Genomic DNA, 21,774 nt, shown 5'->3' on the forward strand with positions numbered 1-21,774 from the left:
TACTTGAAATGATAAGATTAATTCTTCTGATATTTGTGGCGTCGCTTATTCCGGCAAGAATGAGTGGCGCCTTTACCGCTCCGGAGTTTAACTTCACGCATTACACGACGGAGAACATCTTGCCGTCGAACAGCGTGCGCGACATAGTGCAGGGTCCGGAGGGGTTTATGTGGTTTGCCACCGATGGTGGACTTGTGAGGTTTGACGGCACAACGTCGAAGGTGATGGTGCCGGAGGATGAGGATGGTGCTGATTTCTTCATACATTCCCTGTGCAATTCTGATAAAGGGTTGATTGTAGGCTCTGACCGTATGCTCTACCGTTATGACAGCCGGAAGGAGTGCCTGGTGCCATTCCCGTTGAGATATTCCGACAAGGTGAAAGAGGAAATATCAGGGGTGGTTGAGGATATCAGTACCGACTCGACGGGTGGAATATGGGTGTCGGTGGATGGAAAGGGTGTGTTTCACATCAATTCTGACGATATGGTGGATTTTCATCAGGATTTTCCGGAGATTGCGAATTTCATCGGTATGATCTACGTGGATGCGTCAGATATTGTATGGTGCGTGAGCACCGCAAACAGAGGCGGGATGTATCGCTTTGATAGAGGGCGTGCACGATTCGAGCCGTTTGAAATCAAGATAGGAGGCAACAAGACGCAGGTCGGTGCGCTGGCAATGATGTGCGACACGCATGGCGACTATTGGCTTGCCACGTGGGATCAGGGGATATTACGTTTTAACGGTCGCACCGGTGCGGCTGAATGGGTGCTTGGTACGGAGGATGCCGGAAGGGTGTGGCACGTACATTCTATCATGGAATACTCCCCCTCGATGCTTTTGGTGGGTTCGGACAGCGGGTTGACACTGATTGACAAGGCTACGGGTGATTGCCGCGTCTACAAATCGGATGAACTGAATCCGCAGAGCCTTTCCGACAGGTTTGTTTATCCAATAGTGCGGGATGAGGAGGGTGGTCTCTGGGTAGGCACTTACTACCGAGGGGTCAACTACATGAGCCGCGATTCGCAGCGGTTCAGGAGATGGAATCATTCGCGTTTCGCCAATTCGGTGAGTGGGAATGTCATATCGCGATTCTGTGAGGATGAGCGGGGCGACGTGTGGATAGGTAGTGCCGACGGCGGATTGTGCCGTTATGAACCCGACACGGGTCATTTCACCCATTATCCGCTGGGCGGAAAGAATGAGACCGACAACGTCAACGCTCTTTTAGCAGATGGCGACCGTCTGTGGGTCGGGACGTATTCGAAGGGTGCCGGGGTGCTCGACATGAAGACGGGTGCGTGGCGCAAGGTATCTGTTGAGGGGGATTACGTCTACAGCAGCTATGCAATGAGCAAGGATAACGCGGGCAACGTGTGGATGGCTTCTACCGATATGCTGACGCGCTATAATAAGGAGAATGATTCGTTTGAGAATGTGGCTAACCTTGGGGCATGGATAATCGGGATAGAGGAGGACCGTAATGGTGAACTCTGGATTGCCACGCAGGGGCGTGGTCTTTTCCGCATGAATACCGCCGACGGGAAGATGAAGAACTACACCACGTCGAAAATGCCCGGAGGTCTGCCTCATAATCATATCAACTGTGTGCATGTCGGGAGCGACGGGGAGGTGTATGTCGCCACTATCTACGGGGTCTACCGTTATGACCGGAAGAATGACAGCTTTGAGCATATAGATATGGACGCGCCGAATATTGTGCCGTTGTCGGTGGTGAAGTCGGGCGATGACCTATGGGTAGCCACCACGTCGGGGCTCGTGAGGGTGAACGGTGCAGGTAAGACGCGCCTCTTCACGTATGCCGACGGCATAAGCGACAATCAGTTTGTGCCGGGGGCATCGCTCCATGCCTCCGACGGAAAGATATATTATGGCACGGTGCATGGTTTCTGCCGTGTGGATCCGATGGAGGCACGCAATAATGCCGCGCCCCCGAAGATAAAGTTTACGGGTCTTGACATAATCAACACTCCGGTGGAGGTGGGTGAGCGGAATCTGACGGAATCGCTCAACAGCATCGACCGCCTGATAATGACTCATGCCGACCATACGTTCAGCATCTATTTCTCAGCGTTGAGCTATGCGAATCCGTCGGGTAATGCCTACCGCTACCGTCTGGAGGGGTTTGACAAGAGTTGGCATGAGGTGGGGAAGGATAACCGCGCCACATATTCCAATCTACCGTCGGGCGACTACGTGCTTCGCGTGCAGGCGGCGAATGCCGATGATGTATGGAATGATGAGGGTATAAGCCTGAGGATTGTGGTGGAGCCGGCATGGTATGCCTCCGTGTGGATGAAGACTCTCTACGTGCTGGCGGGTGTGGCTCTGCTGCTTTTGGGATTGAGATATATGGTGAGCCGCATGGAGCGTAACCATGTCATTGAACTTGACCGCATATTGGGTAATAAGGAGAAGGAGATGTTTCGCTCCAAGATGAAATTCTTCACGGTGGTGGCGCATGAGATACGCACTCCGGTGTCGCTTATAATCGGTCCGTTGGAGAAGATACTTGATTCGAAGGAGGAGTTCTCTACGGGTGTGAAGGATGATCTGAAGGTAATCCAAAGGAATGCGCGGCGTCTGCTTTCGCTCGTCAATCAGCTTCTCGATTTCAAGAAGGTGGAGGACAACGCCCTTACCGTGGGTTTCCGGAGTGAGTTGATAACCCCGTTGATAGAGAATGTCACCGAGCGTTTCCGTCCGTCGCTCGAACAGAAGGGCGTGAGCCTGACGGTCAGTTGCCCGCCTGCTGATGTACGTGTGGATGTGGATCCGGAGGCTGTCACCAAGCTCGTCAGCAATCTTCTCAATAATGCCCGGAAGTTTACGAAGGATATGATACGACTGGAATGTCAGATTCTGCCTGACGGTAAGAGATTCATGATAAGCGTGGAGGATAACGGTATCGGTATCACGAAGGAGAACCGCGACAAGATTTTCAAGCCGTTTTTCCAAGTGCTCGACAATATCAGCGAGGCACGTGGCGGCACCGGTCTCGGACTGTCGATCGTGAAGAGCGTGGTGGATGCCCACGGCGGAGAGATAGAGCTTGACAGTGTGCCGGGTAAAGGGTCGAAATTCACGGCTATATTCCCGGTAAGACAGGAGAATGTGATGCCTGCCGAGGAGACCGATGTGGTGGAGCCGGATGCCGAACCACAGGATGCTGTGGTGAAGAAAGTGGATGGCAGTAACCGTCCGGTGCTTCTTGTGGTGGATGACAATGAGGAGATGGTTAGATTCGTTTCTTCAAGTTTCGATGCCAATTATGAGGTGGTGACGGCAAACAACGGCAAGGTAGCTCTCGAGAAGATGTCGCGCCATAGTGTGTCGCTGATAATATGCGACTGGATGATGCCCGTCATGGATGGTGTGGAGTTTCTTAAGAGGGTGAGGGGTGATGAGAGATTTTGCCATGTGCCGTTTGTGATGCTGACTGCCAAGACCGATAATATGTCGAAGATAGAGACGATGAAGTCGGGGGCGGATTTCTATCTGGAGAAACCGTTCTCCACCAATTATCTTGCCGCCTGTGTGGCAAATCTTCTGGAGATGCGCACCATGCTGAAACGTAAGTTTGCCGACATGCCTCTTGAGCCTATGACCACTCTTGCCTCAACTCAGGTGGATAACGAGTTCCTGACCAGACTTCAGACTCTCATAGAGGAGAATTTCTCCAATCCGGAGCTTAACGTGGAGTTTCTTGCCGACCATATCGGCATAAGCCGCAGCGGACTCTACACCAAGATACGCAGTCTTGCCGACGTCACGCCTAATGAACTGATCCAGATAACGCGTCTGAAGCGTGCCGCCGCATTGCTGAAGGAGGGTAAATACCGCATCAATGAGGTGAGCTATATGGTGGGGTTCAACAGCAGTTCATATTTCGCCCGATGCTTCCAGAAGCAGTTCGGTATGAAGCCGGGTGATTTCGTAGCCGAAAGCTGATGCGGAAAAAGAGGATGTGCGGGTTGCGCACATCCTCTTGCCAATTTTTACTTAAGGTTTATAGTTTATGGTTTATAGTTTATGGTTTAGGTTTTAGGGTTTAAGGTTTAAGGTCGTACATTTGTACCGTTTATCATAACCCATAAACTATAAATCCTACCCCATAAACCATAATCTATCCCCCATAAACTATAAACTATAAACCTATTTCTTATATTCCACGGCGGCTTTCTCCACGGGGAGTGCCTCCATGTAGTTCTCGATATATACGTTGAAGCCTGCAACGTCTTCCTCTGTCGGGGAGATGCTCACGCCGGTGTTGCCGGCGAAGACCTCCATCTCAAGGTAGTCGGCGAGGTTGCGGTCATTGTGGTTGTTGACCAGATAGCCTGCAAGGAGAGCCATGCCCCATGCGCCACCCTCTCCGGCTGTCTCCATTACGGAGATGGGGGAGTTGAGGGCTGCGGCAAGTATGCGCTGACCCACGCCCGGAGTCTTGAAGAGACCGCCGTGTCCGGTGATACGGTCCACCTTGATCTTCTCGTCGTTGAAAAGGATGTCGTTGCCGATCTTCAGGCACGCAACGGCTGCGTGGATGTTGGCACGCATGAAGTTGGCGAGGTTGAAGCGGTTGCCGACTGAACGCACGAAGAGCGGACGTCCCTCGTTAAGTCCGGTGATAGGCTCGCCGGAGAAATAGTTGTAGGATACGAGACCACCACAATCCGGGTCGCCGGTGAGAGCGTTGTTGTAGAGCTTGCCGAAGATTTCGTTCATGTCAACGGGCACGCCGAGAAGTTCGGTATATTCACGGAAGAGACCCACCCATGCGTTGAGGTCGGAGGTGCAGTTGTTGCAGTGCACCATTGCCACGAGGCTACCGTCGGGGGTGGTCACCATGTCGATCATCTCGTAAGGCTTGCTCAACTCTTTCTCCAGAACGATCATCGAGAATGATGACGTGCCGGCAGACACGTTGCCTGTGCGCTGCTTCACGGCGTTGGTTGCCACCATGCCGGTGCCTGCGTCGCCTTCAGGCGGGCAAAGGGGTGCGCCTGCCTGGAGATTGCCGGAGATGTCGAGTCTCTTGGCACCCTCTTCAGTGAGTGTGCCGGCGTTTTCACCTGCCAGGAGCACTTTCGGAAGCACATCCTCCAGTTTCCAAGAGAAACCTTTGTCGGCGATGAGGTTGTCAAACTTCTCCACCATAGTGGCGTCGTAGTTCTTTGTCTCCGGATTCACGGGTATCATGCCGGAGCCGTCGCCTATGCCGATGACTTTCTCTCCGGTGAGCTGCCAGTGGATATATCCGGCGAGTGTGGTGATGAACGCCACATCTTTCACGTGCTCCTCACCGTTGAGGATAGCCTGGTAGAGATGAGAGATGCTCCAGCGGAGAGGTATGTTATACTGGAAGAGCTCGGAAAGGATGGATGCAGCCTCACCGGTGTTGGTGTTGCGCCATGTGCGGAACGGGGCGAGCATGTTGCCATCCTTGTCGAACGGCATGTAGCCGTGCATCATCGCGCTGATGCCGATAGCGGCAAGCGAGGTGATCTCCACGCCATATTTCTCCTTCACGTTCTCGCGGAGGTCGCGGTAGCAGTCCTGAACGCCAAACCAGATAGCCTCCAGGCTGTAGGTCCAGAGATTGTTGACAAACTGGTTTTCCCATTCGTGGCTACCCTGGGCTATGGGGTTGTTGTTCTCGTCGATGAGGACAGCCTTGATGCGGGTAGAGCCAAACTCTATACCGAGGATGGCTTTACCCGACTCTATGGTTGCTTTTGCTTTTTCAGGCATGAGGGGAGGGATTAGCAAAGTGATTTGTTAAGCATGTAGTACACCTCGTTCCAGCGGAGTGAATCCTTGAATGCCGGGATTGTGGTGTGGGCGTTGATGTGTGCCATCTCGATGCCTGCGATCTCTGCGTAGTCTTCCCAGTATTCGGGGGTGAGCTCGTAGGAGAAGCAAGAGTGGTGAGTGCCGCCGGCGAGAATCCATGCAGCCGCGCCTGTCTCGAAGTTGGGCATGGGAATCCAGAGAGCGGATGCCACGGGAAGCTTCGGAAGCGGTTTCGACTTGATGCACTCTACGTCGTTTGCGATCAGACGGAAACGGTTGCCGAGGTCAACGACTGTGGCAGTGATGCCGGGGTTCGGACGAGATGTGAACACGAGACGTGCTGTGAGGCTCTTGCGGATACCGATGCCGAGGAAGTGAACTTCCAGACGAGGTTTCTCCTCTGCGATGAGGGGGCACACCTCAAGCATGTGCGCCTGGAGGATTGAGCTGTTCTTGCCGTCGAAGTTGAGAGTGTAGTCCTCAAGGAATGAGCAGCCTTTACCTTCCGACATCACCCATACTGTGCGGTAGAGAGCCGCGCTCTTCCAGTCGCCCTCTGCGCCGAAGCCGTAGCCTTCAGCCATGAGACGCTGAGAAGCGAGACCCGGAATCTGGTCGAAGCCGACGAATTTGGGATCGTTGATGTCGTTAGTGCCGAGGTCGTCGAAGTTTGTGGTGAAGCCTTTCGCACCCTTAGCCTTGAGTATTGCGCGGAGAGTGAGCTCAGCGTGAGCGGCGTTCCAGATCTTCTTGTATTCCTCAGTAGAGGGATCTTTCAGATTGTCGGCTACAACATATTCGTTGAAGTAAGTCTCCACGAGAGCCTTGATATCCTCCTCCTTGATCTGCTTGTGGTATTCCATCAGCTCGCTTACGGGGGTGTAGTCCACGTGGTAGCCGAGACGCTGTTCAGCCTCCACCTTGTCGCCGTCGGTCACGGCAACGTTGTTCATCTGGTCGCCGAAGCGGAGGATGAGGCAGTCCTGAGCATCAGCCCAAGCTACAGCCACGCGCTCCCATACGGCGATTTTTTTCTGAGCCTCGGGGTCGCTCCAATGTCCTACGACAACTTTGCGACGGATGCGCATGCGGGTGCAGATATGACCGAACTCACGGTCGCCGTGTGCACTCTGGTTGAGGTTCATGAAGTCCATATCCATGTCGTTCCATGGAATTTCGGCATTGTATTGTGTGTGGAAGTGGAGCATCGGCTTGTTGAGCTGCTGCAGACCGCGGATCCACATTTTTGCGGGTGAGAATGTGTGCATCCAAGTGATGACACCGGCACATTTGGGGTCGTTGTTGGCAGCGAGCATGATTTCGCTTACCTCTTTTGATGAGTTGGCTGTGCCTTTATATACTACTTTTACGGGAAGGTTGCCTGAGTTGTTGAGACCTTCTACCATTTCGCGTGAATGAGCGTCGACTTTGACAACTGCATCGCCTCCGTAGAGGAGCTGGGCACCTGTTACCCACCAGATTTCATAGTTTTCAAACATGGTTGTATTGTTTTTTTAGGTTGTTGGTTTTGTTTTTTGTTGGTTTTGGTTGTTTTGTTGTATCATGATGTATCATGATGTAACATGAGGTATCATGATGTAACATGTTGTATCATGATTTATCATGATGCATCGTGTTATATCATGGGGTAGCATGAGGATGCTGCGGCGTGATTATTGCCCGTAGTAGGCGTTGGGACCGTGTTTGCGGTTGAAGTGCTTTTCTACGAGGAGCGGGTTCATCGTGAGCTGCGGGTTGAGGGTGAATGCCACGAATGCCATCTTTGCCACCTGTTCGAGCACGACTGCGTTGTGTACTGCCTCGTGGGGTGTCTTGCCCCATGTGAAGGGTCCGTGGTTGTTGACGAGTACGCCGGGGGTGTGCATTGGGTTCATGCCCTCGAATGTCTCGATAATCACGTTGCCGGTCTCCAGCTCGTAGTCGCCTTTTACCTCCTGCTCTGTCATTGAGCGGGTGCAGGGGATTGCCTCATGGAAATAGTCGGCGTGTGTGGTGCCGATATTCGGGATCGGATTCCCTGTCTGAGCCCATGCAGTGGCGAATGTGGAGTGGGTGTGTACTACACCGCCGATTTCGGGGAATGCACGGTAGAGTGCGAGATGGGTGGGGGTGTCGGAGGAGGGTTTCAGTGAGCCTTCCACCACTTTCCCTGTGGCAAGATCCACCACTACCATATCCTCAGGTTTCATATTGTCGTAGCTTACGCCGGAGGGCTTGATCACTACAAGACCGCGTTCACGGTCGATGCCGGAGACGTTGCCCCATGTGAAAATCACGAGACCGTGAGCCACAAGTTCGAGGTTGGCTTCACAAACTTTTTTCTTAAGTTGTTCGAGCATATAGCTAATTATTAAGAGAGTCAGAATTAAATTGAAAAATATTATTTGACCTGTGCATGCCGTCATCCTTACGATGGTCATGCAGGATGCACAAACCGGTATAGACGTGCACCGCGTTTCGATGATTCCTTATCGATGAGGTCTGTCTGTTCGAGTCCAGGTATCTCCGCTATGCGTTTGCGGAAATTCCGTTTGTCGAGTTCCTTGCCTGTCACTGTCTCCACGAGCGTCTGAAGCTGCGTGAGTGTGAAATATTCAGGCAGAAGGTTGAATGCGAGTGCATCGGTCAGAATCTTTCGCCGCATCACGGAAAGAGCCTTGCTGATCATTCCCGGATGATCAAACCCGAGTGGCGGTAGCGTGTTGACGTTCACCCAGTCGGCATTGTATTCCTTAAGGACCTTCTCATCCACTTCATTTCTATTGAGCAATGCGAAGTATGCCACAGAGATCACCCGTGCACCCGGATCGCGGTCAATTTCACCGAAGGCACCAATCTGACGCACGAAGACGTCGTTGAGACCGGTCAGCTCCTGAAGAACTCTTCGGGCGGCTTCGTCAACGCTCTCATTGTCGTTGACGAAGCCTCCGATAAGCGACCATTTCCCTTTTTCCGGTTCGAAATCACGCTTTATCAGCAGCACGTTCAGGCTGTCGTTGTCAACAGCGAATATGATGCAGTCGACTGAGACGTGAAACCGTGGAAAGGAGGAATATGCCGTTAGAGGAGTTGTCATTATCCCTTTGAATGATTACTCGTTTTTGGTAAAATATCCGGATTACCAGAAATAGTAGTAGAATGCAGCTGTGATGCCAAGGATGATGATAGAATGGATCACGTCCCACTTGTTCCAGCTTGCGCGGGTAGCAGCACGCTGTTCGGGTGTGGATGTGCCGAATACGAGACCCTGGATCTCAGCTTCAGGTTTGGGTGTGGTGAACAAGCTGACGAGGATAACGACTGCCAGACAGAATACGAGCATCCAACCGCAGAAGAAGAGCCAGTTGTAGTCGTAGAAGAGTGTCTGCATCAAGCTTCCGCCGCCTGCGCCTTGCTCAAGACCACAGATGCCGCCATAGTAAACTTTTGCACCAAGACGGATGAGACCGATTGCCAAGCCGGAGATAAGACCCCACATGCCGCCAAGCGGAGTGGCGCGTTTCCAGCAGATACCCATAAGGAATGCTGCTGCGATGCCCGGGGCAAGCACTGACTGAACGTCCTGCAGATAGAGATAGAGCACGTCGCCTACTGAACGCATCACGGGAATCCAGAGGATGCCGAGAACCACGATGACGATAGTGGCTGCTTGTCCGATCTTAACCACTTTCTTGGGATCGGTCTTAGGACGGAAACGCTGATAGAAGTCGATGGTGAAGAGGGCTGCTGATGAGTTAAAGAGTGATGCAAGTGAACTCATGAGGGCTGCGAGGATACCGCAGACGATAAGTCCTTTCACACCGGCAGGAAGCAATTTAGCTACAAGAGTGGGGAAGGCTGCGTCAGTGATGGCGTTGCCTGTGGTGGGATCAAGGGGGAGGAAGCTGCCCATTTTCTGATGAAGGGCGAATGCGATCATACCGGGGATAAGGAAGAGGAATACGGGGAGGAGCTTGAGGTAAGCACCGAAGATTGTGCCTCGGCGTGATTCCTTCTCGTTCTTACCGGAGAGCACACGCTGAACGATGAACTGGTCGGTACACCAGTACCAGAAACCGATCACGGCAGAGCCAATCAATGCACCGAGCCAAGGATATTGATTATCGCTGTTGCTGCGGATAAGGTTGGTCATTGTGTCGCCATATTCATTTACTTCAACAGCAGAGCAGATTCGCATCATTTCGTCCCAACCGCCAAGTTCTTTAAGACCGAGCACGAGGATGATGAGTGAACCGAGAAGGAGGATAGGGGTCTGGAGTACAGAGGTGTAGAGCACTGACTTCATACCGCCGAAGATTGTGTAGAGAGCTGTGATCACAACAAGACCTACGGCTGCAATCCAGAAGAAATCGATTCCCCAGAGTGTGTCGATTCCAAATACCTGTTGGAAGACGAGACCTCCGGCGTAGACTGTAACGGCAACCTTAGTCAATACGTAAGATATAAGGGAGATTACAGAGAGAATAGTGCGGGATGCACCGTTGTAACGACGTTCAAGGAATTCAGGCATGGTTATGACCATCGAGCGAGTGTAGAAGGGCACGAATACCCAGCCGAGAAGAAGGATCATCCAGCCTTGGATCTCCCAGTGTGCCATTGCCATACCGGAGGATGCACCTGAGCCGGCAAGACCGATGAGATGTTCTGAGCCGATGTTGGATGCAAATATAGACGCACCGATAGCAATCCATGTAGCATCCTTACCTCCGAGGAAGTAATCCTCGGCGTTTCCTTGTTTTTGACGCATTACCCAGACGATAATGCCTATGAGTGCCAAGCAGAATAGTGCGATGACAATCCAGTCTAAGGTTTGCATAATTTAGATTTGTTAGATGTTAGAGTTTTTGGTAATTATTAGGTTGAGCTATTAGAGCATAACATAATAGGTAAGGAAGGGGAGAGGAGGGAGGAGAGAGGTATCGATTTTGATTCGCGTTATTATTTTACACTGAATTTGTAGATACATTCAGAATTGTAGGTCTCACCCGGATTCAGACGGACGCTGGGCCACTGTGGTTTGTTGGGAGAGTCGGGATAGTGCTGCGACTCAAGGCAGATAGCGGCGTGCTGATTGTAGACGATACCTTTCTTGCCTGTCACCTTTCCGTCGAGGAAGTTGCCGGAATATACCTGCATTCCCGGCTCGTTGGTGTAGACGTCGAGCACGATGCCTGATTCCGGGCTATAGAGCTGTACGGCGAGGTTGTCGATGCTGCCGTTGTTGTCAAGCACGAAGTTATGGTCATAGCCGTTGCCGTTCTTGATCTGCTGGTTGGAGAAATCCTTTATGAACTCACCGACGGGGCGTGCTGTGCGGAAGTCAAACGGAGTGCCCTCGACAGTGGCGATTTCGCCTGTAGTCATATAGGTGGAGTCTACCGGAGTGTATCCGTTGGCAACAACCTGCATGAGATTGTCGGTGATGGGGTGAGTCGGATCGCCGGAGAGGTTGAAGTAGGAATGGTTTGTAAGGTTTACGATAGTGGGTTTATCGGTAGTCGCTGTATATTTAATATCGAGAGCATTGTCACCGCGAAGTGTGTAAGTCACGGTTGCGGTCAGGTTGCCCGGGAATTTGTTGTCGCCGTCGGGAGATACAATTGTGAGGGCGAGAGTGGAGTCGTTGAGCTGCTCTGCCTGATATACGCGATACTGCCAGCCGAGATCGCCCATCTCACCGCCGCCGTGGAGGCAGTGACCGAAATTGTTCTTAGGAAGCTGGATTGTGTCGCCATCAATGACGAAACGACCTTGGTTGATTCGGTTTGCATATCGTCCGATAGATGCACCGAAGTCAGAGAGATTGTTTTCAGGGAAGTATGCCTGTATGCTGTCGAATCCGAGAACTACATCTTGGAAATCACCGTTCTTGTCGGGCACCATCATTGACACGAGACGACCGCCGAAGTTGGTTATGCAAGCCTCTGCGCCGTTTGCGTTGACGAGAGTGAACAGGGCGGTAGAGTCGCCTTTGAACTCTGCCTTGAATTTTTCCGGATTAAGACCGGACTTTGTCAGCTGGACATTGCCGTTGCCACTTCCGCAGGCTGCGAGGGCGAGAAGTGCACCGATGCCTGCTGCGATTCGTAGTTGTTTCATTGTTTGGAGATGTATTTAGATTAAATAAAAGTCAAATATCTTAGATGAAAGAGTTTTTCTTTAGGTATAGAGAGGTCTTTTTCTCTAAGTTCTAAAGGCTTTTTGATTTTGGGTGTAAAATTAACACTCAAAATTTCGGCTCCAAATTATTTTTATATGTTTTAAAACATATTTTGCTAAAATCGGATAAATTGGACAATAATCGGAATAATCGGATAATGATTGCAGGAGCTTATAGGCGGCTAAGAAGTCAAAGTGGTCCAAGTGGTCTTAAGACTTCTTGGACTTCTTGGACTACTAAGACTACTTGGACTACTAAGACTACTTGGAATTTTGCTGAAAAGTTAAAAAATGTTTAAATTGGCGGAATGACGAGTAAAAGCATTATCTTTGCATCCGCAAACAGCACCGACAGGTGGCTTTGGCTGCAGGAATGGTGGAATGGTAGACACGAAGGACTTAAAATCCTTTGGCCCTTACCGGCTGTGTGGGTTCGAGTCCCACTTCCTGTACGAAAAAGGAGAGCATCACAGATGCTCTCCTTTTTTGTAATATGTAACATTGCGCGTAGCGCACGCGTATTAAAATGAGAGGGAGAGACCGACGGAGGCTGTCCAGGAGTGAACGCGGTAGTCGGCTGTGAATGTCTCCGGCTGTTGGGTAAGTACGTTAGTGGAGGTGTAGGAGGCGTTGTCGATTCCGCATCCTGCCACGTACATCGCTGCCAAGTTGACTCCAAGGCATGGTATGGGGCGGAATGTCAGACCCAATGTCGGTTCGATTTTTGTCATGCCCGGTGTCTCCGGATTATAATATTCCTTATCGCAGGGGGAGAAATCGACCATAAGACCTGCACGAAGGTCAAGACGAGGGGTGGTTTTCCATTCCACGCCTGCACGCATGAGCCATGAGTTATGGTAGTTCTTCTCAAGATGCTGGTCAAACTGTGAAGCACCGTCGAATGATATGTCAAGACTCTTATAGGCGTTCCAGAATGTGAGCTGGGCGTCGAAGTCGGCTACTACGCGGTCGTTATGCCATGATGCTCCGAATCCGAGAGTGGCGGGACAGGGCATCTCTGCTTTGAAATCTGTCTTTGAGATTCCGTCAAGCTTTGAAGTGAGGAGCGCGAGAATAGTGGGGTCGGAGGTGGCATAGCTGACTGTGGTCTCACCAGCCTTCACCTTCATCATGCTTTTTGAACGGAAATTCACACCGGCACTTACATGTTCTGAAAAATCATACATCACGCCGAGATTCACGCCGAATGCCATATCCGCCTTACCGTTGAGATTGACAGAGGCAGGCGTCACATCCCCAAATCTATATTGGCTGCCTATTGCGGCGAGCATTGCGTCGAGGGTCTTGCCGTCGATGAGTCCTTTGTTGAGATTCACCGATCCCCATGTCATGGTCAATCCCGCGCCGATAGAGAGGTTGGGCAATATTTTCCAAGAGATTGTAGGCTGCACAGTATAGGCTGCGAGACTTACAGACTGGTTGAGGGTCGCGCCGGGCCAGTTGTCGGTCCAGTCGATTGAACTGCCGTAGGGGGTATATACGGATATACCGGCTTTGAGATTGTCGAAGATGCTGAACGCGCCGAAAATACTGAAGGGTGTGGAAGCCTTGTTGTCGGTGGTGTACTCCTTCCCTCCGACGGTGGCGGTGCATGTCGGGAATATGGCATTGAAAGAGGCGGAGAGATCCACCTTGTCGTTCATGAATGCCATTGCCGCAGGATTGAAGAACTGGCTTTCCGCACCAAGTTTCATACCGATTCCGGCATGTCCCATGCCGAGCTGTCGTGTGCTGAGAGAGTTTACCTGATACCCTTCCGCTATTACAGATGCGGAGGGGAGGATGAGAGCGGCTGCGATAGCCGCGCTTTTGATAGTGGAAAATTTCATAATAAAGTTAATTTCGGCTGCAAAGGTAATATTAAAAAATCGAAAAACGGCAATAAATATCCTAAATTTGCTTATTAGTTGGTCAATATTTCGTATTTTTATGTTAGATGAGCGCTTTGTAGCATATTGTGTCTTTAATTTTGCGGTATGGATAGAGCATTATATGCGCTGACGGAGCAACGTCGTCTCCTTCAGCTGGAATATCAATCGGAAAAGGAGTCATATTGCCGTATGACGGAGAAGATCGGCGTGAGCAGGCTTGCAGACCGTGGGGATGCATGGTTTCCGCTGCGTATCGGTCGCACATATTATAATTCGCTCAACCAGCGGGTGCTGGAGGTCATGCGGACTTCGGGGGATGATGCCGATCATAATTTTGAGTATGGCAAGCCGGTATCGCTGTTTGTCGCCAAGACAGATGGCATCGTGCGTCATATCTTTTCCGGTACGGTAAGTTTTGTGGATGAGGACCGTATGGCTGTCACGATTGCGGAATCAGCCGACGTGTCGGCACTCTCTACCGGTGAGGCGGGGGTGGTCATGTCGTTTGATGAAACCACCTACCGTCTGATGTTTGAGGCAATTGACAGGACCATCTCCGCAAAGGGTAGGCTTGGAGAGTTGCGCGATCTGATATATTCCGGAAGGAAATGTGAGGAGTTGACGTTCACTCCCATGCGCTTCCCATATCTCAACTCCACACAAGAGGAGGGTGTCAACAAGGTGTTGCGTGCCAAGGATGTGGCGATAGTGCATGGTCCTCCGGGCACGGGTAAGACCACTACGCTTGTGGAGGCTATCCATGAGACGCTGCGGAGGGAGAGTCAGGTGCTTGTGTGCGCCCAAAGCAATATGGCTGTGGATTGGATTTCAGAGAAACTGACCGACAGGGGCATCAATGTTTTACGAATCGGTAATCCGACAAGGGTGAACGACAAGATGCTGTCGTTCACGTATGAACGTAGGTTTGAGACACATCCGGATTATCCAACGTTGTGGAGCATACGCAAGACTATCCGCGAACTTCAGGGGGCGCGTCGGCATGGCACCGACCAGTGGCATCAGAAGATGGATAGGCTTAAAAGCCGTGCCACGGAGCTGGAGATCAGGATAAACAACGATCTCTTCAGCAGTGCCCATGTGATAGCATCCACGCTTGCCGGGAGTGCCAACAGATTACTGGAGGGTATGAAATTCTCCACCTTATTTATAGATGAGGCGGCTCAGGCTCTTGAAGCGGCGTGCTGGATACCGATGCGCAGGGTGGGGCGCGTGATTCTTGCCGGCGACCATTGTCAGTTGCCTCCGACTGTGAAGTGCTACGAGGCAATGAAGGGTGGACTTGGAAAATCGTTGATGGAGAGAATCGTTGAGAATCATCCGGAGACGGTGACGTTGCTGCGTATGCAATACCGTATGAATGAGGAGATCATGCGATTTTCAAGCGATAATTTCTATCATGGTGCCATGGTGGCTGCCCCCGACGTGAAATATCGTGGCATTCTTGACTATGACTCACCGATAGAATGGGTTGACACTGCCGGACTGCATGGTTTGGAAAGTGGCGAGCATGAGGAGAGCAAGGATATGGTGCAGTTTCGTGAGTCGTTGACAAATGGAAGTTATGGGAGAGTCAACCGCGACGAGGCTTTGCTGACGCTACTGACGCTACAGAATTATATCGAGAGAATCGGGAAAGAGCGTTTCTTGGAGGAGCGGATAGACGTCGGGGTGATTTCACCGTATCGCGCACAGGTGAGGTATCTCCGTCATCTGATAAAGCACACGCCTTTCTTCAAGCCGTTCCGAAGCAGCATAACGGTGAATACTGTCGATGGCTTCCAGGGTCAGGAGAGAGACGTCATTGTCATATCTATGGTTAGGAGCAATGAGGAGGGTAACATAGGTTTTCTGCGCGATCTCCGTAGGATGAATGTGGCTATGACACGTGCGCGTATGAAACTTATAATAATAGGAGATTCCACTACCTTGACGGCACATCCCTTCTACCGCAAACTATATGTGCGCATTGCGCAAGGTGATATGTAACATGTGATATGTGGCAGGTGACAGGTGATAGGTGATTTGTGACAAATTATGCACTATTTATTGATATTATATTAATTATTTTATGATTTTAGTAATATAATTTGCATTAATGTAGTTTATAAGGTAAATTTGTGGTCATAAAGTAAACGGGGCGGGATATAAATCCTGCTTATAAGGTAAAAATTGGTAGGACTTAGCTATAAGTCTACAGGTAAAATATAGAAATTATGCTCACAATCGCCATTCAGAACAAGGGACGTCTGAACGAAGACACTGTATCGTTGATGGCTGATGCCGGAATCTCGGCGTCGGCAAGCCATCGTAAGTTAATATCCGATGCCAAGGGTTTCCCTTTGCATGTGCTGTATCTCCGCGATGATGATATTCCCCAGGCGGTGGCTATGGGGGTGGCAGACATTGGTATAGTCGGACTTAATGAGGTGCTTGAGAAGGAACAGGATGTTGACGTCAGGATGAAACTCGGATTCGGAGCGTGTCGTCTCTCACTTGCCGTGCCTAAAGGGGTGGACTATCCAGGGGTGAAATGGTTTGAGGGGAAACGGGTGGCAACGTCTTATCCGGTCATACTTCGCAATTATTTCAATGAGAATAATATCCATGCTTTTGTGCATGAGATAGCAGGATCGGTAGAGGTGGCTCCTGCCGTGGGTATGGCTGATGCCATATTCGATATAGTGTCGTCGGGCGGCACTCTGATACAGAATGGTCTGTGTGAGGAGGAGACTGTCATCAATTCGGAGGCTGTACTGATTGCCAATCCTCATCTTGATGAGGAGAAGGAGAGGGAGATCGGGAAACTGATGTTCCGTTTCAAATCTATTCTGGAGAGTCGTGGCATGAAATATCTTCTGATGAACCTTCCGAAGGAGAAGGTGGAGGAGGCGGTGCGCCTGTTGCCCGGTATGAAGAGCCCGACAGTGCTTCCGTTGGCAGACGAGGATTGGGTGTCGCTCCACGTAGTGGTGCATGAGGATGTGCTTTGGGAGAAGATTGAGAAGTTGAAAGAGATAGGGGCTGCCGATATCCTTGTGCTTGCTCTTGAAAATATAATAAGATAATGGAGTTGATAGTTAATCCGTCGCGTAGTGAATGGGATTCGCTGTGCGAGCGCAACATACCGGACGATAAGGATATCGAACGTGCCGTAGAGGATATAATCTCGACGGTGAGGGAGCGTGGCGATGCCGCTCTGCTTGAATATGCCCGCAAGTTTGATAATTTTAAGGGTGAGTCATTGTCGGTCACGGATGATGAGATTTCCCAAAGGATCGGGATGGTGAAGGAGGATGTGGCGGAAGCCATACGTAAGGCTGCCGAGAATATCACGGCGTTCCATAAGGCTCAGTTCCCCGCTCCGGTGGAATGTGAGACAATGCCCGGTGTGACCTGTATGCAGAGGGCTGTGCCTATACGCCGTGTGGGATTGTATATCCCCGGAGGTAGGGCACCGTTGTTCTCCACAGTGCTGATGCTTGCGCTGCCGGCAAGGATTGCCGGATGTAATGAGATTGTGTTGTGCACTCCGGAGAACGGTGAGCATGGTATATCTCCGGAGATATTGTTTGCAGCCTATTTGTGTGGGGTCGATAAGATTTTCCGTGTCGGTGGTGCACAGGCGATTGCTGCTATGGCGTTCGGCACGGAGAGTATCCCGAAGGTTGATAAGATTTTCGGACCCGGCAATAGGTTTGTGACGAAGGCAAAACAGATGGTCAGCCGTTTCACTGCCATTGACATGCCTGCCGGACCGAGTGAGGTGATGGTGCTTGCCGATGATACGGCTTCTCCGACATACGTTGCCGCCGATATGCTTTCGCAGGCGGAACATGGTCCCGACAGTCAGGCTATAGCAGTGTGCTCTTCGGAGAGTATTGCGGAGAGTGTAAGGGCTGAGGTGGAGCGTCTTGCCTCACGGCTTCCGCGTCGCGATTCTATAGAGGGTTCGCTTTCGCATAGCCGTATAATCACGTTTGCCGACCGTGAGAGTATGATTGATTTTGCCAATACCTACGCTTCCGAGCATCTTATAATCTCGATGAGGGATCCGTGGAATGTGGCTGAACGCATCACTGCTGCGGGTAGCGTCTTTATCGGTAATTATTCGCCGGAGAGTGCCGGGGATTATGCGTCGGGCACAAACCACACGCTTCCCACGTCTGGATGGGCGCGTTCGTTCAGCGGAGTGAATATCGATAGCTTCATGCACAAGATCACGTATCAGGAGCTTAAACGGGAGGGCTTGGATGGTCTTGCCGATGTCATCACCACGATGGCACGTGCCGAGGGTCTTGATGCCCATGCCTTGGCGGTGGAAGTGAGAGTTGGGAATTGGGAATTGAAAAATGAGAATTAGTTAAGATGAATCCAGTTGCTCTTATAAGGAAGAATATTCTTCGTCTCGAACCATATTCCACAGCCCGCGATGAGTTTCAGGGCGGGGATATATCCGTGTGGCTCGATGCCAATGAATCGCCCTATCAGAATGGTGTGAACCGTTATCCCGACCCTCATCAGCGTCGTCTGAAGGAGAGGATTTCCGCACTGCTGGACGTTAAGCCGGAGTCGATATTTTTAGGTGGGGCAGGTAGCGACGAGGCAATAGATTTAATCTTCCGGGTGTTTTGTGAGCCGGGAGTGGATAATGCAGTGGCTATCACTCCGAGCTACGGGGTGTATAAGGTGTCGGCTGCCATAAACGATGTCGGGTTGCGCGAGGTGCAGCTGAATGAGGATTTCTCTCTCCCGGTGGAACGCATACTTACCGCTACTGATGAGCATACCAAATTGATATGGATATGCAGTCCCAATAATCCTACGGGCAATGCATTCCCTAAGGAGGAGATAATTGCGTTGGCGGAGAGATTTCACGGCATGGTGGTGGTGGATGAGGCTTACGTCGATTTCTCGGAGAAGGGTTCGTTGCTTCATGACATAGAGAGTCTTCCCAACATAATAGTGCTTCGCACGTTCTCCAAGGCTTGGGGAATGGCGGGCATGAGGTCAGGCATGGCGTTTGCGGTGCCTGAGGTGATAGAATATTTCGGACGCGTTAAGTATCCCTATAACATGAGCCAGCTCGTGCAGGATGAGCTTCTTCGCCGCATAGATGGGGGCACATCCGACCATATCGATGAGATAAAGAGATGGGCGCGTATCATGTATGAATCATTGCCGGAGGCGGAATGTGTGGTGAAGGTGTATCCTACGGATGCCAATTTCATCTTGGCAAAGGTGACGGATGCGGATGCTGTCTACGACTATCTTATAAAGAATGGGGTGATAGTGAGAAACCGTTCACGGATGCCGGGATGTGCCGGCGCGTTGCGTATTACGGTGGGCACTCCGGAGGAGAATCGCCGCACGCTTCAACTTATAAAGGGGTATGGGAAATGAACCCTCTCATAAATGACAACAGGAAATGAAGGATATTAGAAAGGCTATATTCATAGATCGCGACGGCACCATAATAAAGGAGCCTGCCGATGAACAGATAGATTCATTGGAGAAACTGGAGTTTGTGCCGGGTGTGATCTCCGCCCTGCGTTCCCTTGTGGGGAAGGGGTATGATCTTGTGATGGTGTCGAATCAGGATGGTCTCGGCACGGAATCATTCCCTGAGGAGACGTTTCATCCCGCTCATGACAAGATGCTTACCACTCTTGCCGGCGAGGGGGTGGAATTTGACGAGCAGCTGATAGATTGCAGTTTCCCGGAGGATAATCTGCCTACGCGCAAGCCGGGTGTGGGTATGTTGAAGGGGTACATGACCGGGGATTATGACCTTGCCAACAGTTTTGTCATAGGCGACCGCCTGACAGACATGCAGCTTGCCGTCAATCTCGGTGCGCAGGGTATTCTGCTTGGAAAGGCAGACGGCGATATGCCCGACGGCGCGGTACTTGCCACTGACGACTGGCATGAGATAGCGCGTTTCATCCTTTCTCACGGACGGAGCGTCAGGATAGAGAGGGCTACGTCGGAGACATCGATATCCGTAGAAGTGGATCTTGACGGATATGGTAAGTCGGCAATCGATACAGGTCTGAAATTCTTCGACCACATGCTTTGGCAGATTCCGCATCATTCCGGCATATCTATGACTGTGGAATGTCGTGGGGATCTGGAGGTGGATGAGCACCACACGATGGAGGATGTGGCGATTGCTCTCGGTGATGCGCTCCGTGAGGCTCTCGGCGACAAGCGAGGAATCGGACGGTATGGCTTTGTGCTCCCGATGGATGAGAGCCGGGCGATGGTGCTGATGGATTTGGGTGGAAGGATAGATTTTCAATGGAACGTGGAGTTTACGCGTGAGTACGTGGGCGACACGCCTACCGAAATGTTTAAGCATTTCTTCCAGTCGCTCTGTTGCGCCATGAGGTGCAACTTGCATATCTCCGCAAAGGGGGAGAACAATCATCATCTTATAGAGGGAGTGTTTAAGGCGTTCGCGCGTGCATTGCGTATGGCTGTCAGCCGCAACCCCTTCAGTTATGAACTACCGTCAAGCAAAGGAATATTATGATAGCAGTCATTGATTATAATATGGGCAACATCTGTTCGCTTGGGAATGCACTCGGCAGACTCGGAGCGGAGTGGGTGCTGACCGCCGACCATGATGTGATAAGGAATGCCGACCGCGTGATACTCCCCGGTGTGGGGAATGCCGCCGAGGCTATGGCTAACCTGCAACGTCTTCAACTCCCGGAGCTGATATGGAAGCTGCGCCGTCCCGTGCTTGGGATATGCGTGGGTATGCAGGTGATGTGCCGCCATTCGGAAGAGGGTGACGCGGAGTGCATGGGTATCTTCGATGCTAAGGTGAAGAGATTTCCGGCTGTGCCGGGTATAAAGGTGCCCCACATGGGTTGGAGCCGTATCTCAAACCTTGAAAGCAAACTCTTCAAGGGGATTGAGAAGGGTAGCTACGTCTATTTCGTGCATAGCTATTATGCTCCGCTATGTCCTGACACGATTGCCACGTCGCGCCATCCGGAGATGTATTCCGCTGCCTTGAAATATGAGAATTTCTATGGCACGCAGTTTCATCCCGAGAAGAGCGGGGATGTGGGCGAGAGGATAATAAGGAATTTTCTGGAAATATAATCGGCTGATATTTGAATCATGATAGAGATAATACCCGCAATAGACCTTATCGACGGCAGATGTGTGCGTCTGTCGCAGGGGGATTATGGGAAGCAGAGAGTGTATGATGTGTCGCCGGTGGATATGGCACGCCGATATGCGGAAGCCGGAGTGAAGCGTCTTCATCTTGTGGATCTTGACGGGGCGAAAGCATCGCATCCGTGCAATCTTGCGAGCCTTCGGGAGATCGCATCGTTGGGATTACCGGATGTGGAATGGGGTGGAGGCATAAAGAGCCGGGAGCATCTGGAAGAGGTGTTTGCCGCCGGTGCCGGACACGCCATCATCGGGAGTCTTGCCGTAAAGAATCCGGAATTGTTTGAGGCGTGGCTTGAGGAGTTCGGCGGCGACAAGATCATATTGGGTGCAGACTTGCGCGACGGGAAAGTGTCGGTCAGCGGTTGGCTTGAGGATTCATCATTGTCGATTCATGACCTTATGGAACGTTTCCTTCCCCACGGTCTGAAGGAGGTGATTGTCACGGATATATCGAAAGACGGGATGCTTCAGGGTCCTTCAACCGAGCTATATGTGGAGTTGAGCAGACGTTATCCCGATGTGATTTTTACTGTTTCGGGGGGCATATCCTCAATGGATGATATCAGGGAACTTGATCGTCGTGGGCTTCAGCGCGTGATTGTAGGAAAAGCTATCTATGAGAACCGTATCTCGCTCGACCAATTGAAGGAGTTCAATTCCTGATTTCT

Annotated in this window: 15 protein-coding genes and 1 tRNA gene; 9 read left to right on the plus strand and 7 right to left on the minus strand. The window is 51.3% G+C overall.

The features are described from left to right. The first annotated feature begins 8 nt into the window (after positions 1 to 8). Positions 9 to 3,977 (plus strand): hybrid sensor histidine kinase/response regulator transcription factor, encoded by a 3,969-nt coding sequence (locus E5331_RS06370; protein ID WP_136013227.1) that lies wholly within the window; start codon positions 9 to 11, stop codon positions 3,975 to 3,977. Positions 3,978 to 4,181: 204 nt separating this feature from the next. On the opposite strand, the gene E5331_RS06375 is transcribed toward E5331_RS06370, so the two are convergent. The 6 genes from E5331_RS06375 to E5331_RS06400 form a co-directional block, all read right to left on the minus strand. Then, positions 4,182 to 5,780, minus strand: a complete 1,599-nt coding sequence (locus E5331_RS06375) for a xylulokinase (protein ID WP_135984132.1) — start codon at positions 5,778 to 5,780, stop codon at positions 4,182 to 4,184. A gap of 11 nt (positions 5,781 to 5,791) precedes the next feature. Next, the gene (araA, locus tag E5331_RS06380; protein ID WP_123483676.1) at positions 5,792 to 7,321 is read right to left on the minus strand and encodes an L-arabinose isomerase; all 1,530 of its coding nucleotides are present in this window, start codon (positions 7,319 to 7,321) and stop codon (positions 5,792 to 5,794) included. Positions 7,322 to 7,495: 174 nt separating this feature from the next. Further along, on the minus strand, positions 7,496 to 8,182 hold the full coding sequence (gene araD, locus E5331_RS06385; protein ID WP_123483726.1) for an L-ribulose-5-phosphate 4-epimerase: 687 nt from the start codon (positions 8,180 to 8,182) through the stop codon (positions 7,496 to 7,498). 77 nt (positions 8,183 to 8,259) lie between these two features. After that, positions 8,260 to 8,919, minus strand: coding sequence for an NUDIX hydrolase (locus tag E5331_RS06390; protein ID WP_123483677.1), 660 nt, complete (start codon positions 8,917 to 8,919; stop codon positions 8,260 to 8,262). Positions 8,920 to 8,961: 42 nt separating this feature from the next. After that, positions 8,962 to 10,659, minus strand: coding sequence for a sodium:solute symporter (locus E5331_RS06395; RefSeq protein ID WP_135984134.1), 1,698 nt, complete (start codon positions 10,657 to 10,659; stop codon positions 8,962 to 8,964). A gap of 122 nt (positions 10,660 to 10,781) precedes the next feature. Then, the gene (locus E5331_RS06400) at positions 10,782 to 11,942 is read right to left on the minus strand and encodes an aldose epimerase family protein (protein ID WP_135984136.1); all 1,161 of its coding nucleotides are present in this window, start codon (positions 11,940 to 11,942) and stop codon (positions 10,782 to 10,784) included. Positions 11,943 to 12,369: 427 nt separating this feature from the next. On the opposite strand from E5331_RS06400, the gene E5331_RS06405 reads away from it, so the two are divergent. Then, positions 12,370 to 12,454, plus strand: a tRNA-Leu gene (locus E5331_RS06405). Between the two features lie 69 nt (positions 12,455 to 12,523). Here the strand turns inward: E5331_RS06405 and E5331_RS06410 are convergent. After that, entirely contained in the window at positions 12,524 to 13,852 is a 1,329-nt protein-coding gene (locus E5331_RS06410; RefSeq protein ID WP_123483680.1) for an OmpP1/FadL family transporter, read from the minus strand. Positions 13,853 to 13,999: 147 nt separating this feature from the next. On the opposite strand from E5331_RS06410, the gene E5331_RS06415 reads away from it, so the two are divergent. The 7 genes from E5331_RS06415 (at position 14,000) to hisA (ending at position 21,769) form a co-directional block, all read left to right on the plus strand. Next, positions 14,000 to 15,901, plus strand: coding sequence for an AAA domain-containing protein (locus tag E5331_RS06415; protein ID WP_123483681.1), 1,902 nt, complete (start codon positions 14,000 to 14,002; stop codon positions 15,899 to 15,901). 227 nt (positions 15,902 to 16,128) lie between these two features. After that, positions 16,129 to 16,980, plus strand: a complete 852-nt coding sequence (gene hisG / locus E5331_RS06420; protein ID WP_123483682.1) for an ATP phosphoribosyltransferase — start codon at positions 16,129 to 16,131, stop codon at positions 16,978 to 16,980. Then, entirely contained in the window at positions 16,980 to 18,275 is a 1,296-nt protein-coding gene (gene hisD, locus E5331_RS06425) for a histidinol dehydrogenase (protein ID WP_123483683.1), read from the plus strand. The genes hisG and hisD overlap by 1 nt, the downstream gene beginning before the upstream one ends. A gap of 5 nt (positions 18,276 to 18,280) precedes the next feature. Next, a complete protein-coding gene (gene hisC / locus E5331_RS06430) occupies positions 18,281 to 19,315 on the plus strand; it encodes a histidinol-phosphate transaminase (RefSeq protein ID WP_123483684.1) in 1,035 nt (344 codons plus the stop codon). A gap of 25 nt (positions 19,316 to 19,340) precedes the next feature. Continuing rightward, a complete protein-coding gene (hisB, locus tag E5331_RS06435; protein WP_169477639.1) occupies positions 19,341 to 20,447 on the plus strand; it encodes a bifunctional histidinol-phosphatase/imidazoleglycerol-phosphate dehydratase HisB in 1,107 nt (368 codons plus the stop codon). Next, positions 20,444 to 21,028 (plus strand): imidazole glycerol phosphate synthase subunit HisH, encoded by a 585-nt coding sequence (hisH, locus tag E5331_RS06440; protein WP_420813759.1) that lies wholly within the window; start codon positions 20,444 to 20,446, stop codon positions 21,026 to 21,028. The genes hisB and hisH overlap by 4 nt, the downstream gene beginning before the upstream one ends. A gap of 18 nt (positions 21,029 to 21,046) precedes the next feature. Continuing rightward, complete coding sequence (gene hisA, locus E5331_RS06445; RefSeq protein WP_123483686.1) at positions 21,047 to 21,769, plus strand: 1-(5-phosphoribosyl)-5-[(5-phosphoribosylamino)methylideneamino]imidazole-4-carboxamide isomerase; 723 nt, start codon at positions 21,047 to 21,049, stop codon at positions 21,767 to 21,769. Positions 21,770 to 21,774 lie beyond the last annotated feature (5 nt).

The sequence above is a fragment of the Lepagella muris genome, assembly GCF_004793975.1.
Classification (GTDB): Bacteria; Bacteroidota; Bacteroidia; order Bacteroidales; family Muribaculaceae; genus Lepagella; species Lepagella muris.

Excerpts from the sequence above, each read along its gene's own strand:
- E5331_RS06370 (WP_136013227.1), top strand. The coding sequence starts at position 9 with ATGATAAGATTAATTCTTCTGATATTTGTGGCGTCGCTTATTCCGGCA.
- E5331_RS06375 (WP_135984132.1), bottom strand. The coding sequence starts at position 5,780 with ATGCCTGAAAAAGCAAAAGCAACCATAGAGTCGGGTAAAGCCATCCTC.
- araA (WP_123483676.1), bottom strand. The coding sequence starts at position 7,321 with ATGTTTGAAAACTATGAAATCTGGTGGGTAACAGGTGCCCAGCTCCTC.
- araD (WP_123483726.1), bottom strand. The coding sequence starts at position 8,182 with ATGCTCGAACAACTTAAGAAAAAAGTTTGTGAAGCCAACCTCGAACTT.
- E5331_RS06390 (WP_123483677.1), bottom strand. The coding sequence starts at position 8,919 with ATGACAACTCCTCTAACGGCATATTCCTCCTTTCCACGGTTTCACGTC.
- E5331_RS06395 (WP_135984134.1), bottom strand. The coding sequence starts at position 10,659 with ATGCAAACCTTAGACTGGATTGTCATCGCACTATTCTGCTTGGCACTC.
- E5331_RS06400 (WP_135984136.1), bottom strand. The coding sequence starts at position 11,942 with ATGAAACAACTACGAATCGCAGCAGGCATCGGTGCACTTCTCGCCCTC.
- E5331_RS06410 (WP_123483680.1), bottom strand. The coding sequence starts at position 13,852 with ATGAAATTTTCCACTATCAAAAGCGCGGCTATCGCAGCCGCTCTCATC.
- E5331_RS06415 (WP_123483681.1), top strand. The coding sequence starts at position 14,000 with ATGGATAGAGCATTATATGCGCTGACGGAGCAACGTCGTCTCCTTCAG.
- hisG (WP_123483682.1), top strand. The coding sequence starts at position 16,129 with ATGCTCACAATCGCCATTCAGAACAAGGGACGTCTGAACGAAGACACT.
- hisD (WP_123483683.1), top strand. The coding sequence starts at position 16,980 with ATGGAGTTGATAGTTAATCCGTCGCGTAGTGAATGGGATTCGCTGTGC.
- hisC (WP_123483684.1), top strand. The coding sequence starts at position 18,281 with ATGAATCCAGTTGCTCTTATAAGGAAGAATATTCTTCGTCTCGAACCA.
- hisB (WP_169477639.1), top strand. The coding sequence starts at position 19,341 with ATGAAGGATATTAGAAAGGCTATATTCATAGATCGCGACGGCACCATA.
- hisH (WP_420813759.1), top strand. The coding sequence starts at position 20,444 with ATGATAGCAGTCATTGATTATAATATGGGCAACATCTGTTCGCTTGGG.
- hisA (WP_123483686.1), top strand. The coding sequence starts at position 21,047 with ATGATAGAGATAATACCCGCAATAGACCTTATCGACGGCAGATGTGTG.